The sequence below is a fragment of the Sphingomonas sp. AAP5 genome (genome assembly GCF_004354345.1).
Taxonomy (GTDB): domain Bacteria; phylum Pseudomonadota; class Alphaproteobacteria; order Sphingomonadales; family Sphingomonadaceae; genus Sphingomonas; species Sphingomonas glacialis.
The window spans coordinates 390,777-406,947 of the sequence record NZ_CP037913.1 but is presented as its reverse complement, the minus strand read 5'-3'; the positions used below and the strand labels follow the sequence as shown (position 1 = coordinate 406,947).

16 protein-coding genes are annotated in these 16,171 nt (G+C 66.9%); 10 read left to right on the top strand and 6 right to left on the bottom strand.

The window, feature by feature from the left end; all coding sequences use genetic code 11:
- The first annotated feature begins 37 nt into the window (after positions 1–37).
- Positions 38–2,296, top strand: a complete 2,259-nt coding sequence (gene katG, locus E2E30_RS01860; protein WP_133186713.1) for a catalase/peroxidase HPI — start codon at positions 38–40, stop codon at positions 2,294–2,296.
- Positions 2,297–2,385: 89 nt separating this feature from the next.
- Entirely contained in the window at positions 2,386–3,708 is a 1,323-nt protein-coding gene (locus tag E2E30_RS01855; protein ID WP_133186711.1) for a PQQ-dependent sugar dehydrogenase, read from the top strand.
- 184 nt (positions 3,709–3,892) lie between these two features.
- Here E2E30_RS01855 and E2E30_RS01850 read toward each other — a convergent pair whose 3' ends face one another.
- Positions 3,893–4,195, bottom strand: coding sequence for a polyhydroxyalkanoic acid system family protein (locus tag E2E30_RS01850; RefSeq protein WP_133186709.1), 303 nt, complete (start codon positions 4,193–4,195; stop codon positions 3,893–3,895).
- Positions 4,196–4,205: 10 nt separating this feature from the next.
- A complete protein-coding gene (locus E2E30_RS01845) occupies positions 4,206–4,622 on the bottom strand; it encodes a VOC family protein (protein WP_133186707.1) in 417 nt (138 codons plus the stop codon).
- Positions 4,623–4,898: 276 nt separating this feature from the next.
- Here E2E30_RS01845 and lnt point away from each other — a divergent pair, with 276 nt between their 5' ends.
- Positions 4,899–6,425, top strand: coding sequence for an apolipoprotein N-acyltransferase (lnt, locus tag E2E30_RS01840; protein ID WP_133186705.1), 1,527 nt, complete (start codon positions 4,899–4,901; stop codon positions 6,423–6,425).
- Between the two features lie 73 nt (positions 6,426–6,498).
- Positions 6,499–7,719 carry a methionine adenosyltransferase gene (gene metK / locus E2E30_RS01835; protein ID WP_133186703.1) on the top strand — a complete coding sequence of 407 codons (1,221 nt, stop codon included), beginning with the start codon at positions 6,499–6,501 and terminating at the stop codon, positions 7,717–7,719.
- Positions 7,720–7,761: 42 nt separating this feature from the next.
- On the opposite strand, the gene E2E30_RS01830 is transcribed toward metK, so the two are convergent.
- The 3 genes from E2E30_RS01830 to E2E30_RS01820 all read right to left on the bottom strand — a co-directional run bounded on the left by E2E30_RS01830 (position 7,762) and on the right by E2E30_RS01820 (position 10,002).
- A complete protein-coding gene (locus E2E30_RS01830) occupies positions 7,762–8,400 on the bottom strand; it encodes a hypothetical protein (RefSeq protein ID WP_133186701.1) in 639 nt (212 codons plus the stop codon).
- 128 nt (positions 8,401–8,528) lie between these two features.
- Positions 8,529–9,131 (bottom strand): phosphatase PAP2 family protein, encoded by a 603-nt coding sequence (locus tag E2E30_RS01825; protein ID WP_133186699.1) that lies wholly within the window; start codon positions 9,129–9,131, stop codon positions 8,529–8,531.
- A gap of 61 nt (positions 9,132–9,192) precedes the next feature.
- A complete protein-coding gene (locus tag E2E30_RS01820; protein WP_133186697.1) occupies positions 9,193–10,002 on the bottom strand; it encodes a formate/nitrite transporter family protein in 810 nt (269 codons plus the stop codon).
- Positions 10,003–10,084: 82 nt separating this feature from the next.
- On the opposite strand from E2E30_RS01820, the gene trmB reads away from it, so the two are divergent.
- The 6 genes from trmB to E2E30_RS01790 all read left to right on the top strand — a co-directional run bounded on the left by trmB (position 10,085) and on the right by E2E30_RS01790 (position 15,821).
- A complete protein-coding gene (trmB, locus tag E2E30_RS01815; protein WP_133186695.1) occupies positions 10,085–10,774 on the top strand; it encodes a tRNA (guanine(46)-N(7))-methyltransferase TrmB in 690 nt (229 codons plus the stop codon).
- 108 nt (positions 10,775–10,882) lie between these two features.
- Positions 10,883–11,734 (top strand): glycoside hydrolase family 75 protein, encoded by an 852-nt coding sequence (locus E2E30_RS01810; protein WP_133186693.1) that lies wholly within the window; start codon positions 10,883–10,885, stop codon positions 11,732–11,734.
- On the top strand, positions 11,731–12,018 hold the full coding sequence (locus E2E30_RS01805; RefSeq protein ID WP_133186691.1) for a hypothetical protein: 288 nt from the start codon (positions 11,731–11,733) through the stop codon (positions 12,016–12,018). The genes E2E30_RS01810 and E2E30_RS01805 overlap by 4 nt, the downstream gene beginning before the upstream one ends.
- 112 nt (positions 12,019–12,130) lie before the next feature.
- Positions 12,131–12,628 carry a 2Fe-2S iron-sulfur cluster-binding protein gene (locus tag E2E30_RS01800; RefSeq protein ID WP_133186689.1) on the top strand — a complete coding sequence of 166 codons (498 nt, stop codon included), beginning with the start codon at positions 12,131–12,133 and terminating at the stop codon, positions 12,626–12,628.
- A complete protein-coding gene (locus tag E2E30_RS01795; protein WP_133186687.1) occupies positions 12,625–13,599 on the top strand; it encodes an FAD binding domain-containing protein in 975 nt (324 codons plus the stop codon). The genes E2E30_RS01800 and E2E30_RS01795 overlap by 4 nt, the downstream gene beginning before the upstream one ends.
- Entirely contained in the window at positions 13,596–15,821 is a 2,226-nt protein-coding gene (locus tag E2E30_RS01790; RefSeq protein WP_133186685.1) for a xanthine dehydrogenase family protein molybdopterin-binding subunit, read from the top strand. The genes E2E30_RS01795 and E2E30_RS01790 overlap by 4 nt, the downstream gene beginning before the upstream one ends.
- Before the next feature lie 56 nt (positions 15,822–15,877).
- Here the strand turns inward: E2E30_RS01790 and E2E30_RS01785 are convergent, their stop codons facing one another.
- Complete coding sequence (locus tag E2E30_RS01785) at positions 15,878–16,150, bottom strand: UvrB/UvrC motif-containing protein (protein ID WP_133186683.1); 273 nt, start codon at positions 16,148–16,150, stop codon at positions 15,878–15,880.
- Positions 16,151–16,171: the final 21 nt, after the last annotated feature.

Below are 16,171 nucleotides of genomic sequence, written 5' to 3'. Positions count from 1 at the left end.
CGTGTCGAGATTACCAAGCCTCGACATGGAGAGAATCATGGACGCCATTACCTCAGGCAGCCCGCTGAGCGACCCGAGCAAGGAGCCCGCCCCGCTCCGCTCGTTGCTCGGCCGCACCAATCGCGATTGGTGGCCCAACCAGCTCAGCCTCGAAATCCTCCAGCAAAACGGCCTGTCGGGCAACCCGATGGGCGACGACTTCGATTATGCCGAAGCCTTCAACACGCTCGATTACGCCGCGGTGAAGCGCGACCTGACCGCGCTGATGACCGACAGCCAGCCGTGGTGGCCGGCCGATTACGGGCATTACGGCCCGTTCTTCATCCGCATGGCGTGGCACAGCGCCGGCACCTATCGCACCGGTGACGGTCGCGGCGGCTCGTCGTCGGGCTCGCAGCGCTTTGCACCGCTCAACAGCTGGCCGGACAACGGCAACCTCGACAAGGCGCGCCGCCTGTTGTGGCCGATCAAGGCGAAGTACGGCAAGCAGCTGAGCTGGGCCGATCTGTTCATCATGGCCGGCAACGTCGGGATCGAATCGATGGGCGGCCCGGTGTTCGGCTTCGGCGGCGGACGCGAGGACGTGTTCGAGCCGCTCAAGGACATTTACTGGGGCACCGAAGAAGAGTGGCTCGGTGAAACGCGCATCAACGAGGAATCGGGCAAGGCGTTCGAAAACCCGCTCGCTGCGATCCAGATGGGCCTCATCTACGTCAACCCCGAAGGCCCCGGCGGCTGCCCCAACCCGATGGGCTCGGCGCGCGACATGCGCGAGACCTTCGCGCGCATGGGCATGAACGACGAGGAAACCGTTGCGCTCACGGCCGGCGGTCACACCTTCGGCAAGGCGCATGGCGCAGGTGACGCCTCGCTCGTCGGCGTCGAGCCGGAAGGCGCCGACATCGCGACGCAGGGCATGGGCTGGGTGTCGACGCACGGCACCGGCATGGGCGACGATACGATCACGTCCGGGATCGAAGGCGCCTGGACGCCGACGCCGATCACCTGGGACCAGACCTATTGGGACATGCTGCTCGACCACGAATATGAGCTGGTGAAGAGCCCGGCGGGCGCACACCAGTGGCAGCCGGTCGGCAACCCCGAGGAGACGCTTGCCCCCAAGGCGCACACGCCCGGCGTCAAGGTCCCGACGATGATGACGACCGCCGACATGGCGCTCAAGAAGGACCCGGCGTATCTCGAGATCAGCAAGCGCTTCCAGAAGGATCCGGCGGCATTCGCCGATGCCTTTGCGCGCGCCTGGTTCAAGCTGACGCATCGCGACATGGGGCCGAAGGTCCGTTACCTCGGTCCCGACGTTCCCGCCGAAGACCTGATCTGGCAGGATCCGATCCCCGCTGCCGACTATGCGCAGATCGACGCGAGCGACATCCCCGGCCTCAAGCAGGCGATCGCCAATTCGGGGCTTTCGGTTGCCGAGCTGGTGACGACGGCCTGGGCCTCGGCCTCGACCTATCGCCATTCGGACCATCGCGGCGGCGCCAACGGTGCGCGCATCCGCCTCGCGCCGCAGAAGGATTGGGAGGTCAACCAGCCCGAGCAGCTCGCCAAGGTGCTGGCTGTCTACGAAGGCATCAAGGCCGATTTCGACGGCGCCAATGCAAATGGGGTTGCGAAGAAAGTGTCGATCGCCGATCTGATCGTGCTCGGTGGTTCGGTCGGCGTGGAAGCGGCTGCCAAGGCAGCGGGCCATGCGATCGAAGTGCCCTTCACGCCGGGTCGCACCGACGCCTCGGCCGAGCAGACCGACGCCGCAAGCTTCGACGTGCTCGAGCCCAAGGCCGACGGCTTCCGCAACTATCTCTCGGTCAAGTTCAGCGTTCCGACCGAGGAATTGCTGGTCGACCGCGCGCAGTTGCTCGGCCTCAGCTCGCCCGAGATGGCGGTGCTCGTCGGTGGCCTGCGCGTCATCGGCGCCAACCACCCCAAGGCCGAGAAGCACGGCGTCTTCACCGACCGCAAGGGCCAGCTGACCAACGACTTCTTCGTCAATCTGCTCGACATGCAGACGGCGTGGAAGCAGCTGAGCGACGACAGCGACGAGGAATATCTCGGCACGCTGCGCGAGACGGGCGAGGAAAAGTGGACCGCCTCGCGGACCGACCTGGTGTTCGGCGCCAACTCCCAGCTCCGCGCACTGGCCGAGGTCTATGCCTCGGGCGACGCAGGTGACAAGTTCGTGCACGACTTCGTCAAGGCGTGGGTCAAGGTGATGAACGCCGACCGCTTCGACCTGGCCTCGGGCCATGTCCGCGGCGAGCCTGCGGTCGCCTGATACGAACGAAGCCCCTCCCCGAAAGGGGAGGGGCTATCTTTCGCGAGAACGCGCTTCCCCTGCCTGCCTTCGCCCCCTATTTCGCATCCATGCGCAAACACATCCTCATCATTCTCGCGATCGTCGTCCTGGTTGCCGGCGGCATCCTCTGGTGGGTGCTCCAGCCCGAACCCGCGCAGCTTCCGCTGAGCGCGGTGGAAGGTGACCGCCCGACCATCTCGCCCCCGCGCGAGCAGACCATCCCGACCGTCAAGGTCGCCGACCGCGTCGGCTGGCAGAACGGCGCGATGCCGGTCGCCGCGCCCGGCCTCAAGGTCGCCGCCTTCGCCACCGGGCTCGATCATCCGCGCTGGCTCTACCGCTTGCCGAACGGCGATGTGCTCGTCGCCGAGACCAATTCGCCGCCGCGCGCGACCAAGGGGGTGGCCGACGTCGTGATGGGCTATCTGATGAAGAAGGGCGGCGCCGGCGTCGCCTCGCCCAACCGCATCACGCTGCTGCGCGACACCAATGGTGACGGCGTGGCCGAAACGCGCACCGTGCTGATCTCGGGGCTCAAATCGCCTACCGGCATGGCGCTGCTCGGCGGCCAGCTCTACATCGCCGATACCGACGCGCTGGTCCGCGTGCCGTTCACCCCCGGCCAGACCCAGATCACCGCCAAGCCCGAAAAGGTCATCCCGCTCGTCGGCGGCGGCAATCACTGGGCGCGCACTCTGCTCGCCGGGCCCGACGGGCTGCTCTATGTCGGCGTCGGATCGTCGAGCAACATCGCCGACAACGGCCTCGACGCCGAGAAATTCCGCGCCAACATCCTCCAGGTCGATCCCAAGGCCAAGACCTTCCGCGTGTTCGGCGCGGGCCTGCGCAACCCGCAAGGCATGGCGTTCGAGCCCAAGTCGGGCGCGCTGTGGGTCGCGGTCAACGAGCGCGACATGCTCGGCTCGGACATCGTGCCCGACTACATCACCCGCGTCGGGCTCGGCGACAATTTCGGTTGGCCCTGGTATTATTGGGGCGGCTATCCCGACGCCCGCGTGAAGCCCGAGAACCCCGCGCTGCAGGAATATTCCAAGCGCCCCGATTACGCGATGGGCCCGCACGTCGCGGCGCTCGGCCTGACCTTCGCGGCCGACGCGAAGCTCGGCGGCAAGTTCGCCAACGGCGCGTTCGTCGGCGAGCATGGCTCGTGGAACCGCGTGCCGGTGTCGGGCTACAAGGTCGCGTTCGTGCCGTTCGGCGGCAACGGCTTCCCGGTCAAGGGCAGCAAGCCGGTCGATGTGCTGACGGGGTTCCTCAACGCCAAGGGCGACGCGCAAGGGCGCCCGGTCGGGGTGATCACCGACCAAGCCGGCGCGCTGCTCGTCGCCGACGATGTCGGCAACACGATCTGGCGCGTGACCGCGAAGTAGGCGCTTTCGTTTCTAGCCCTCTCCCGCCCTTCGCGGGAGAGGGTTGGGTGAGGGCCTTCTTCTGCCTTCCCCGGCCCAACAAGAAGACCCTCACCGACTACGACTAGGCTCGCGCCGAAGAAGCGCGACCCAAGTCTCCGTAGCCTCTCCCGCGTGCGGGAGAGGTAGGAGCAGGAAAAGACCCCTACTCCAGCATCTTCGGCGCTTCCTTCGCCAGCTTCGCCTTAATCTTGTCGGCGAACAGCCGCAGGAACATCGGCAGATCGATTTCCGCACGCACCTTGGCGTCCCCCACCGTCAACCGGCTCGCAACGCGCTGGCCGAGCGCGGCGACGGTGAAATGCATCGTGTCGCCCTCCCAGTGGTGATCGACCGAGGTCGCGCCGGGCACCATCTCGACGATCTTGCCGACCCCGCCCTCGACGCGCGCGCGAGCGCCCGCCAGGCCGAGCTTATGCGGAATTTCGAGGGTGATCGGGTCGCTCATCACATATCCTTCATGTCGCGAAGATCATCGCGTCATCGGCAAACGCCTTGAACTCGAGCGCGTTGCCCGAGGGGTCATAAAAGAACATCGTCGCCTGCTCGCCCGGCTGCCCGACGAAGCGCAGATGCGGCGCGATCCCGAAGCGCGTGCCGGCCGCAGTCAGCCGGTCGGCGAGGGCCTGCCAGTCGGGCATCGTCAGCACGACGCCGAAATGCGGCACCGGCACGTCATGCCCGTCGACCGCGTTCGACACCGCGACGGCTTTCGCCGAGGGATCGAGATGCGCGACGATCTGGTGGCCATAAAGATCGAAATCGATCCACGCGTCGGAACTTCGCCCCTCGCGGCAGCCGAGCGTCTCGCCATAAAAGGCGCGCGCGGCGGCGAGATCGTGGACCGGAAAGGCGAGGTGGAAGGGACGTGTCATAAACGCGCCCTACCAAATCCTCCCCCGCAGGGGGAGGGGGACCATTTTGCCTCTTCCGGCAAAATGGTGGAGGGGGCGTGCCGCGGGCGTACCGATCGTGGAGAGCCCCCTCCACCACCAGCCTGCAGAAGGCTGGTGTGCGAGCGAGAATGTGTCCCCCGGACACATTCTTGGCCTGCCGGGGGCAGGCCAACGCTCGCACACCCCCTCCCCGTTCCGGGGAGGATCGAAGCGCAGCGTTGCGTTGCCTGCCCGATCCCGCGATAGCCGCACGCGATGACCCAACGCCCAGCGCTCTTCTCGTTCCTGCTCGGCGGAATCGCCGCGGTCGGCTTCGCGCCGCTCGGGTGGTGGCCCGTCACGCTCGGCTGCCTCGCCGCGTGGATGCTGCTCGTCCACCAGGCGCCGACCTGCAAGGCGGCGCTGTGGCGCGGCTGGCTGTTCGGCTTTGCGCATTTCGCGATCGGCAATAATTGGATCGCCAAGGCGTTCACCTTCCAGGATGCGATGCCGCACGCGCTAGGGTCGGTCGCGCCCGCCTTGCTGTCGCTGTATCTCGCGCTGTTCCCGATGGCGGCGGCGACGGTGGCGTGGAAGCTGCGCCGCCCGGTGCTCGACGCGAGCTACGTGCTGATCTTCGCCACCGCCTGGATCGCCACCGAATATCTGCGCGGTACGCTGCTCACCGGCTATCCGTGGAACCCGTTGTCGGAGATCTGGCTCCCGCTGATCGGCGTCGCGCGCGGCGCGCAGTGGATCGGCACCTATGCGCTCTCGGGCGTCACGCTCCTCGTTGCGGGCGCGCTGCTGCTCGCGCTGCGTCGCGACTGGCGCCTGCCCGCCGCCGTCACCGCCCTGCTCTTGGTCCTGACGCTCGGTTCGCTCGCCCCGGCGATCGCCCCCAGCGCGCCGAACGCCCCGCGCATCCGCGTCGTCCAGCCCAATGCCGCCGACGAGCAGCGTCCGCGTGACGACTATGCCGAGACCAACCTGCAAGCGCTCGTCAGGCTGAGCGGAAAGCCAGGCCCAGCCCCGCGCCTGATCGTCTGGCCCGAAGGTGCGCTGCGCTATCTGCCCGAAGACGGCTATCCCTTCCAATATTACGCCGACGACCCTGAATTTGTCCGCCGCCGCATTGCCGCCCCGCTCGGACCCCGCGACGTCGTGCTGACCGGCGGCAACGCGCTCCGCTTCGACGCGGCCGGAAAGGTGCGCAGCGCGACCAACTCGATCTTCGCGATCGACGCGAACGCTAAGATCCTCGGCCGCTACGATAAGGCGCATCTTGTGCCGTTCGGCGAATACCTCCCGGCGCGCCCGCTGCTCTCGGCGATCGGCCTGTCGCGGCTCGTCCCCGGCGAGTTCGATTTCGCGCCCGGCCACGGCCCCGACGGGCTCGACCTCCCCGCCTTCGGCCGCGTCGGGTTCCAGCTCTGCTACGAAATCATCTTCTCCGGAGAAGTCGTTCAGAGCGGGCACCGCCCGGCCTTCCTCTTCCAGCCGTCGAACGACAGCTGGTACGGCTATTGGGGCCAGGCGGAACATCTGGCCCAAGCCCGGATGCGCGCGATCGAGGAAGGCCTGCCCGTCATCCGCGCGACACCGACCGGCATCTCGGCGATCATCGACGCGCAGGGCCGCATCGTCGCGTCGATCCCGGCGGACACGGCCGGCGCGATCGAGCGCCCCATTCCCCCCGCGGCTCGCCCGACCCTCTTCGCGCGTATGGGCAATGCGATGGCGGTGTTGATCGGGATCATCCTGGCGCTCGCGGCATTTGCATTGCGCCGCCTGGCACGATAGGGCGTCATATAAGGAAAGCTTTATATCAGGCATGGCAACGGCCGAAGCTCTCCTCAACATGAGGATCCCACGCATGCGTTCCAATTTTCTCTTCACCTCCGAGTCGGTCTCGGAAGGCCATCCCGACAAGGTCGCCGACCAGATCAGCGACACGATCGTCGATCTGTTCCTCGGCAAGGACCCCTATGCGCGCATCGCGTGCGAGACGCTGACCACGACCAACCTCGTCGTCCTCGCGGGCGAAATCCGCTGCAAGGGCGTGTACGAGAACGGCCAGTGGGCCGATGGCGCGCTCAAGGAAATCGAGGATGCCGTCCGCAAGACCGTCAAGGAAATCGGCTACGAGCAGTCGGGCTTCCACTGGGACAAGTTCACCTTCCAGAACAATCTCCACGGCCAGTCGGCGGAAATCGCGATGGGCGTCGATGAAGGTGCCAACAAGGACGAAGGCGCGGGCGACCAGGGTATCATGTTCGGGTACGCCACCGACGAGACCCCGGGCCTGATGCCCGCGACGCTCTATTACAGCCACAAGATCCTCGAGCGCCTCGCCGCCGATCGCCACTCGGGCGCAGCGCCCTTCCTCGAGCCCGACGCCAAGAGCCAGGTCACGCTCGAATATGAGAACGAAGTGCCCGTTCGTGCGACCGCGCTCGTCGTCTCGACGCAGCACAAGGCGGGCTATTGCCTGCAGGGCGACAACGCCAATCCGGCGCTGTACGAAGAGCTGCGCGCCTATGTCAGCGGCGTGATGCACGACGTCCTTCCCGACGGCTTCATCAGCGACAAGACCGCGATCTACATCAACCCGACGGGCGCGTTCGAAATCGGCGGCCCTGACGGCGACGCGGGCGTCACCGGGCGCAAGATCATCGTCGACACCTACGGCGGCGCAGCCCCGCACGGCGGCGGCGCCTTCTCGGGCAAGGATCCGACCAAGGTCGATCGCTCGGCCGCCTATGTCGCGCGCTACATGGCGAAGAACGTCGTCGCTGCCGGCCTCGCACGGCGCTGCACGATCCAGCTGTCGTACGCGATCGGCATCGCCGAGCCGCTGTCACTCTATGTCGACCTGCACGGCACGGGCACCGTTCCCGAAGCCAAGATCGAGGAAGTGCTGCCCAAGCTCGTCCGCCTGACGCCGAAGGGCATCCGCGAGCATCTCAAGCTCAACGCGCCGATCTACAAGCGCACCGCAGCGTACGGCCATTTCGGGCGCGAGCCCGATGCCGATGGCTTCACCTGGGAAAAGACCGATCTGGTCGACGCGCTCAAGAACGCCGTCGCCGCCTGATCGAACGCCGAGCGCGGGGTCATCCCGCGCTCGGCACGGTCGTTACGGCCGGTTGGCCGAGAAGACCGACGGATCGAACCGCGCCGGCAGCGCGCGCGGCCCCTGCGGCGGCGCTTCTGTTCCGGCTCGCGCGTCCTGCACCGAACCGGGTTGCACGCCGAAGTGCAGATCATCGGCCAGATAGGCGGTAATCGGTGAATCTGCGGGGAGCCGCCCGCTGGTGCCGTGAATGAACATCATCGGCCACGATACGAACAGCGCGCCGCCAATCGCCAGCACGCCTTGATCCAAGCCCTGCCGCGCAGAACGCCCCGAGATGCGGACAGGCCCCGACGGCGTCTCGACATAATCGAGCCGGACCTCGAGTTCACCACGCTTGCCGAAATTTCCGCTTCGCTCGGACCGCATCACTTCGCCAACCGCGATCGATCCGACCGGCACGACGACCTGGCCGCGATAGATCAGCGCTTCGGCCACCTCGAGATAGAAGCGATCGCCCGAATGCACGTCCTTGGTGTTGAGTTCGTTACGCGTCTTCAGCTGCAACGGCATACCGATCGGGAAATACGCCGAGGGGCCCGTCGCCGCCACCGGCGCGGCCCAATGCACGCTATATTGCGCCGCCGCGACCGACGGGATGCTCGCCGCGAGCGCAAGGATCGTCCAACACGTCAACTTCATCACAACGCCCCCGTTTGTCGCAGATCGAGCGTTCTGATAATTCAACCGCGTTTATCGGCACTTAGGATACGCGCTGAAGGCGTCGTTAAGCCTCTTGACCGGCTCATAGCGCGGGCGTCACACGACGCTCAGCGGGTGCGCTTGAAAAGGCGAACCAAGGCTGGTTCGGCAGCGCGGAGGATCATGCTTGTCGCCTTCTGCGCGACGAAGCCGACCGCCGCCCCGGCGACGGTATCGAAAATATAATGCTTTCCGCGCGGCATCTGCACCGCCGCGACCCCTGCCGCCACCGCATAGGCAGGCGCAATCACCGCGGGAGTGTCATGCGCGATCGCACCCGCCACGGCGACTGCACCGGCGGTATGGCCCGAGGGGAACGACGTATCGCCGTGCGCCGCGCTCTTGCCCGGCGCGAAGCGGTGCTCGCCGGTCTCGATTGCCTTTTGCGGGCGGGTGCGGTCGATCGAGCGCTTGATGCCGTTCTTGATCGCGGTGGCGAGCACCTCGCTCGCCAGCATCCGCACCCCATTGCGGATCACCGTCGGACGGCGCAGCACCGCACCGACGACGATCGTCCCGACGCCGAGCAGCAGCAACGGCGGCTGGTCGGCGACTTCGCTCGCCGCTCCGGCCAGCTTGACCGCGGGCGTGTCGCGATGCGCCGCGGCGCGGTGCGTGGCCTTGCGGTCGGCGCGGGCGATTTTCCGCACGGCCTTGGCGATCTTGCTCATGTCGCTATTCCTCTTGTGTCGCACGCCCAACGCCGCGGGCGGCGGATTGGCTCCGCCCGGATCAGGCGCCTTCTTCCTGCACCTGCGCATGCGCCAGCACCGCGAACAGGCCGGCCCCGCCGAACAAATTGCCGAGCACCGCGGGCACGAGGAACGCCAGCGCCTGGCCCCCGCCGATCTTGCCCGAAAAGAGCAGCAGGAAGGTCTCGCTCGACCCGACCACCGAATGGCTGAACCCGCCGATCGCGACGACATAGACGATCCCGAACACCACCAGGAAGGCCTGTTCGCGCGCATTGGGCAAGGTCCAGGCAACGATCGCGATCAGGAAGCCCGCTGGCACCGCGTTGATGAAGGTATCGAGCGCGCCGTGCTCGGTGATCTTCATCGACACTTCGAGCATCGCCGCGCGCATTGCGGGATCGCCGAGCTCGAGCGTCGCAAACGCCCACGCAACGAGCGCGGTCCCGAGCAGATTGCCCCCCAGCACCACGCCCCACAGCCGCAAGGTCCGCCCGAGCGCAGCCCATGACGGCTCGGTCACGAGCGGCAGCATCGCGGTCACCGTGCTCTCGGCAAACAGCTGCATCCGCCCGAGGATCACCATCAGGAAGCCGATCGGATAGCCGATCGCGATCAGCAGCGGGCGCGCCGGCGACGGCGCGGTATGCGCCGCGATCGCCGCCTCGGCGATCAGCGAGGCGTTGATCGCCAGCCCCCCCGCCAGCCCCGACCAGAACAGCGAGGTGATCGGGCGTTCGAGTTCCTCCTGCCCTTCCTCGCGCACCGCTCGGTGCAGCTCGCGAGCATTGGCGGCCTTCAGTTCCTCGACGTCGCCGCCCTCGGTTTGCTCTTGATTGGTGTCCGCCATCATGTCCGCCACTTCGTTGATGCGCTGTAACGACCGTAACGGGACTTTGCTCCGAACGCTGCGCTCGCTAGAGGCTGCGCGGATGACCGATCCGATGACGACCCGCCGCCTCTATGGCCGCCGCCAGGGGCACAAGCTCCGCCTCGGCCAGGCCGATTTGGTCGAGCGCCTGCTCCCCGAAATCAGCGTTCCCGAAGAAGGTCCGCTCGATGCCACCACGCTGTTCGGCAAGGATTGCCCGATCGAGGTCGAGATCGGCTTCGGCGCGGGCGAGCATCTCGCCGGCCAAGCGATGGCGCGGCGCGAGACAGGGTTCATCGGCTGCGAGCCGTTCCTCAACGGCGTCGTCGGCGCGCTGACGCATGTCCGCGACGAAGAGCTCGACAATGTCCGCCTCCACATGGGCGATGCGCTCGACGTGCTCGAGCGGTTGCCCGATGCGTCGCTGTCGCGCGTCTATCTGCTCCACCCCGATCCGTGGCGCAAAGCGCGCCACGCCAAGCGGCGGATGGTCAATCACGGCCCGCTCGATCTGATTGCGGCCAAGCTCAAGCCCGGCGCCGAGTTCCGCCTCGGCACCGACGATCCGACCTATTGCCGCTGGGCGATGATGGTGCTCGGCCAACGCCGCGATTTCGTGTGGAGCGCGCAAACAGCCGCTGATTTCCTCACCCGCCCCGACGACTGGCCCGAGACCCGCTACGAACGCAAGGCACGCCGCCAGGGACGCGAGGTCTGGTACTTCCGCTACATTCACCAGCCGGTGGCGTAACAGCTCCCTTCGTCGCGGTGGCCGCACGGCGTACGGGCAGGCGCGGAACCCTCGGTCCCGCTGCCTGTTTCGACGAGCGTGCATTCCGCCTCCGAGGGAAATTTCACCGTGTCCACCGTCCGGCGCCTGCTGGCGACCGCTTTAAGCTGCTGCCTTCTTTCGAGCACGAGCGCGATCGCGCAGTCCTGCCCCGCGGGCGGCTTCGATTACATGGGCGTGCCGATCGCGTTCAGCCCCGATCACGCAGCCTATTATTTTGCGACCGACCACAAGCTCGTCGACGCCGATGGTGCGCCCAACGCCTATCACCCCGCCGACGTGCCCAACACTTGCCCCGAGACCGGCCGCGGGATCGATTGCCTTGCCGCGGCGGGCTATCCCGATGGGTCGTGGTGGCAGACCGTGCTCGTCGCCGACCCGGCCGATCCGACCCGGCCAGCGATCCAGCAGGACGGGCCGTACAAAGGCTTTTTCGTCTCGATGACCTCGCTGCGGAACACCGCGTTCGCCGGGCCCGCGAGCACCGCCAGCTATGTCGATGCCGCGGCGATCCCGTACATCGTTCTCCCCGCGCCGATCTATCGCACCGATGGCATGGGCGAGATGGGGGATATCGGCTTCGCGACCAACCTCGATACCGGCCAGACGACGCCGTTCGTCATCGCCGACGAAGGCCCGGTCGAGCGGCTCGGCGAGGCGTCGGTCGCGTTCTGGCACGCGCTCGGCGTCCAGGCGCCCAACCCGCGCAACGGCGAGGGGCTGCCCGACGGAAAGATCGCCTATGTCGTGTTCCCGGGGAGCGCCAAGGACGCCAAGATCGGCTGGCCGATCGACAAGGCCGCGCTCGCCCGCGAAGCGCGCACGCGGCTCGACGCGGTCGGTGGGCTCGCCGCACTACGGTCGTGCGCGCAGCCGAAGACCGAGATCGCCTCGGCGTCGGCCGTGCGGCTCAGCAAATGATCGCGCTGCCGTCGCTGGCTTTGGCGCTGGCGGCCACGACGCCTGTGCACGCCAAGGCCTGGACGCCGCACTCCGCCGCCGCCTTGCTCGATGCGAGCTTCCCGAGCGAGCAGGCCTGCCAGACCGCGCTCGACTCCGCGCGCGAGCATGAGCGCCTCACCCCGTCCAAGCCAGTCCACGATCTCAGCTACGCGCGGCTGTTCGCACAGGCGCGCTGCGGGAGTGCGGTGCGCAAGACCGGCATCGTCTGGCGGATCCGCATGCACTGGCCGCGCCGCGCTTGACCGAACGCGACCGGCCGATGCCGGGCAGCGAGGATCGGCGCGCAATATCTCCCCGCGTGCGGACCTGAATTCCGAAATGCGCGTTTACCTCGCCGAACCGCAGGGGTCTGACATGCACTTCACCATCAATGGAACGGCCTACACCGCCGAACCCGACATTCGAACCTCGCTGCTCGATCTGCTGCGCGAGCATCTTGGCCTGACCGGCTCGAAAAAGGGCTGCGATCACGGCCAGTGCGGCGCATGTACGGTGCTCGTCAACGGCCGCCGCATCAACAGCTGCCTGTCGCTCGCGGTGATGCACCAGGACGACGAGATTACCACGATCGAAGGTCTCGGCACACCCGAAAATCTGCACCCGCTGCAAGCCGCGTTCGTCAAGCATGACGGCTACCAGTGCGGTTATTGCACCCCGGGGCAGATCTGCTCGGCGGTCGGCATGCTCGACGAGGTCAAGAAGGGCTGGCCGAGCCACGTCAGCGAGACGCTCGGCGACGTCGAGTTCAACGATGGCGAAATCTCCGAGCGGATGAGCGGCAACCTGTGCCGCTGCGCCGCCTATCCCAACATCGTCGACGCGATCCGCGACGTGGCGGAGGCCAAGGCATGAAGACCTTCACATACGAAAAGCCCGCGAGCGTCGAGGAAGCCGTCGGCTTCGTCGGCGCGGGCACGCGCTTCATCGCGGGCGGCACCAATTTGCTCGACTTGATGAAGCTGCAGGTCGAGACGCCCGACAAGCTCGTCGACATCAGCCGGCTCGATCTCGCCAAGATCGAAGACACCGACAACGGCGGCCTGCTGATCGGCGCGCTCGTCCCCAACAGCGATCTCGCCGCCGACACTCGCGTGCGCGAGAAATACGAAGTGCTCAGCCGCGCCCTGCTCGCGGGCGCCTCGGGCCAGCTGCGCAACAAGGCGACGACCGGCGGCAATCTGCTCCAGCGGACGCGCTGCTATTATTTCTACGACCCCGCAATGGCGTGCAACAAGCGCGCACCCGGCAGCGGATGCTCTGCGATCGGCGGGTACAATCGCATCCTCGCGATCCTCGGCACCAGCGAGCATTGCATCGCAACGCACCCCGGCGACATGCCCGTCGCGATGCGCGCACTCGACGCGACGATCATCACGCTCACCCCGGGCGGCGATCGCCGCCGGATCAGCATCCACGATTTCTATCGGCTCCCCGGCGACACGCCCGAAATCGAGACCGTGCTCGAACCCGGCGAGCTGATCACGCATGTCGAGCTGCCCGCGCCGGTCGCCGGCAAGCAGCTCTACCGCAAGGTCCGCGACCGCGCGTCCTACGCCTTCGCGCTCGTCTCGGTCGCCGGACTCGTCTCGGTCGAGAACGGCACGATCGCCACGGCGCAACTCGCCTTTGGTGGCCTCGGCCCGATGCCGTGGCGCGATAGCCGCGTCGAAGAGTCGCTGATCGGCAAGGCGCCGTCCGACGAAATCTTCGCGGCGGCGGCAGACATCCTGCTCGCCGATGCACAGGGCTTTGGGTCGAACGACTTCAAGATCCCGCTGATGAAACGCACGCTGATCGCGTGCCTGCGTGAGTTGACCGCATGAGCAACACCAACAGCCTCAAGATGGACAAGCCCGTCCCCGCCAGCCTGCTCGACAGCGGCAGCCAGGGGATCATCGGCCGCCCGCTCGACCGCAAGGAAGGCCCGCTCAAGGTCACCGGCCAGGCGACCTATTCGGCCGAGTATCAGATCCCGAACCTCGCTTACGGCTATCTCGTCGGCACCAAGTTCGGGCGCGGCAAGGTCACCAAGGTCGATGCCGACAGCGTCCGCGCGATCCCCGGCGTGATCGACGTCGTCACCGACTTCAAGACCTTCCTGCAGAACTCACAGCAGGGCGGCGAAACCAGCGCCCCGACGCAGGGCGTGCAGGACGTCCATTATTTCGGCGAGATCGTCGCGATCGTGCTCGCCGAAAGCTACGAAGCCGCGCGCGACGCCGGCATTCGCCTCAAGGTCGAATATGAGGAAGCCGAGGGCCGCTTCGATTTCGAGGCCCACAAGGACGAAACCACCAAGCCGCCGCCCAACACCATCCCCGCACACTTCAAGCAGGGCGATGTCGAGAAAGCGATGGCGGACGCCGCGATCTCGGTTGATGTCACCTATACAACGCCGAGCCAGAACAGCTCCGCGATGGAGCCGCACGCCTCGATCGCGGTGTGGGACGAGGATGGCGCGCTGACGCTGTACGGCTCGTACCAGATGCCGACCTCGGACAAGAGCCAGCTCGCCAAGTCGCTCGGCGTCAGCGACAAGAAGGTCCGGATCGTCGCGCATTACATCGGCGGCGGGTTCGGCTCGAAGCTCGGCATCGCGCCCGAATCGGTCGCCGCTGCGGTGGCCGCAAAGCAGCTCGGCCGCCCGGTCAAAGCCGTGATGACGCGCCCGCAAGTGTTCGAGACCACCGTTCGACGCTCGAACACCGAGCAGCGCGTGCGCTTTTCGGTCGATGGCGCGGGCAAGCTCACCGGCGTTGGTCACGAGACGCTGACGAGCAACCTCCCCGGAGAAGGCTTTTTCGAGCCGACCGGCATCGGCACGCACTTCGCCTATTCGGGCGAGAATCGGCTGATCAATCACGACCTGGTCGAGCTCGACTGGCTGCTGTCGGGCTCGATGCGCGCGCCCGGCGAAGCGGTCGGCATGATGGCGACCGAGGCTGCGCTCGACGAATTGTGCCACAAATTGGGCGTCGATCCGATCGACTTCTGGAAGCAGAACGAGCCGAGCGAAGACCCCGAGGAGAAGATCCCCTTCTCGACGCGCCAGCTCGTCCGCTGCCTCGAGGAGGGCGCCGAGAAGTTCGGCTGGTCGAAGCGCAACGCGACGCCGGGCCAAGTGCGCGACGGCGAGTGGATGATCGGCATGGGCGTCGCCATTGCGGTGCGGACCAACATGCTGATGGAATCCTCGGCCAAGGTTGCGATCGACGCCAATGGCCGCGCAACCGTAAGCTCGGCGATGACCGACATCGGCACCGGCAGCTACACGATTCTCGGCCAGATCGCCGGCGAACTGCTCGGGCTTCCGCTCGATCAAGTCAGTGTCGTGCTCGGCGACACCGATCTGCCTGACGCGGCCGGCTCTGGCGGGTCGTGGGGCGCAGGGTCGAGCGGCTCGGCGGTGTATCTCGCGTGCGAGACGCTGCGCGAGAAGCTCGCCAAGGCGATGGGCTGCGACCCCGAAGCGCTGACGCTCAAGGACGGCCAGGCGATCGCCGACAACCGCCAGGTCGCGCTCGGCTCGCTCGTCGGCGACGGGATCGAGGCGATCGGATCGATCGCACCGGGCAAGATGGAGAAGGAGCGCAAGCAATCGAGCTATGGCGCGCATTTCGTCGAGGTCGGCGTCAACGCGACCACTGGCGAGGTCCGCGTCCGCCGGATGCTCGGCGTGTTCTCGGCAGGGCGCATCCTCAACGCCAAGACCGCGCGCTCGCAGTGCCTCGGCGGGATGACCTTCGGGATCGGCGCGGCGCTGACCGAGGACCTCGTCCACGATCCGCGCAATGGCAAGCTGGTGAACCACGATCTTGGCGAATATCACGTGCCGGTGAATGCCGACGTGCCGCAGATCGAGGTGCATTTCCTCGAGGAGCGCGACCAGTTCGCCAACCCGATCCATGCCAAGGGGATCGGCGAGCTCGGCATCTCGGGCTGCGGCGCGGCGATCGGCAATGCGGTGTTCAACGCGACGGGGATCCGTGTGCGCGATTATCCGATCACGGTCGACAAGCTGCTGGATCACTTGCCGCCGGTGTGATCCGCTCCCCACGCCCGTCACCCCGGCACAATGCCGGGGTGACGACGGCGCGCTAATCACCGCTTGCGCGAACGCCCTTTGGTCATCGGATCGGGCTTGACCGGCTTCTTCCACCCCGGCGGCGGTGTCATCCGTTGCTGGCTCGTCCCCAGCCCCATTGCGCCGGGCTGCTGGCGGATCAGGCCGACGGTCTCGGCCTCGGCGGCTTCCTCGGCGCTGGCGCCGCCGCGCAGCAAAGCGAGCCGGTCGCGCAGTCGCCGCGCTTGCTCGAAATCGAGCGCCTCCGCCGCAGCTTCCATTTCAATCCGAACGCGTTCGATCTCATCCATGCGCGTCTAAACGCCGCGAGA

What these genes read in the sequence shown, in the direction of transcription:
- E2E30_RS01820 (WP_133186697.1), bottom strand. Translation starts at nt 10,002, where the DNA reads ATGGCGGACACCAATCAAGAGCAAACCGAGGGCGGCGACGTCGAGGAA.
- E2E30_RS01795 (WP_133186687.1), top strand. Translation starts at nt 12,625, where the DNA reads ATGAAGACCTTCACATACGAAAAGCCCGCGAGCGTCGAGGAAGCCGTC.
- E2E30_RS01800 (WP_133186689.1), top strand. Translation starts at nt 12,131, where the DNA reads ATGCACTTCACCATCAATGGAACGGCCTACACCGCCGAACCCGACATT.
- E2E30_RS01825 (WP_133186699.1), bottom strand. Translation starts at nt 9,131, where the DNA reads ATGAGCAAGATCGCCAAGGCCGTGCGGAAAATCGCCCGCGCCGACCGC.
- E2E30_RS01805 (WP_133186691.1), top strand. Translation starts at nt 11,731, where the DNA reads ATGATCGCGCTGCCGTCGCTGGCTTTGGCGCTGGCGGCCACGACGCCT.
- E2E30_RS01790 (WP_133186685.1), top strand. Translation starts at nt 13,596, where the DNA reads ATGAGCAACACCAACAGCCTCAAGATGGACAAGCCCGTCCCCGCCAGC.
- metK (WP_133186703.1), top strand. Translation starts at nt 6,499, where the DNA reads ATGCGTTCCAATTTTCTCTTCACCTCCGAGTCGGTCTCGGAAGGCCAT.
- E2E30_RS01850 (WP_133186709.1), bottom strand. Translation starts at nt 4,195, where the DNA reads ATGAGCGACCCGATCACCCTCGAAATTCCGCATAAGCTCGGCCTGGCG.
- katG (WP_133186713.1), top strand. Translation starts at nt 38, where the DNA reads ATGGACGCCATTACCTCAGGCAGCCCGCTGAGCGACCCGAGCAAGGAG.
- E2E30_RS01855 (WP_133186711.1), top strand. Translation starts at nt 2,386, where the DNA reads ATGCGCAAACACATCCTCATCATTCTCGCGATCGTCGTCCTGGTTGCC.
- trmB (WP_133186695.1), top strand. Translation starts at nt 10,085, where the DNA reads ATGACCGATCCGATGACGACCCGCCGCCTCTATGGCCGCCGCCAGGGG.
- lnt (WP_133186705.1), top strand. Translation starts at nt 4,899, where the DNA reads ATGACCCAACGCCCAGCGCTCTTCTCGTTCCTGCTCGGCGGAATCGCC.
- E2E30_RS01785 (WP_133186683.1), bottom strand. Translation starts at nt 16,150, where the DNA reads ATGGATGAGATCGAACGCGTTCGGATTGAAATGGAAGCTGCGGCGGAG.
- E2E30_RS01845 (WP_133186707.1), bottom strand. Translation starts at nt 4,622, where the DNA reads ATGACACGTCCCTTCCACCTCGCCTTTCCGGTCCACGATCTCGCCGCC.
- E2E30_RS01830 (WP_133186701.1), bottom strand. Translation starts at nt 8,400, where the DNA reads ATGAAGTTGACGTGTTGGACGATCCTTGCGCTCGCGGCGAGCATCCCG.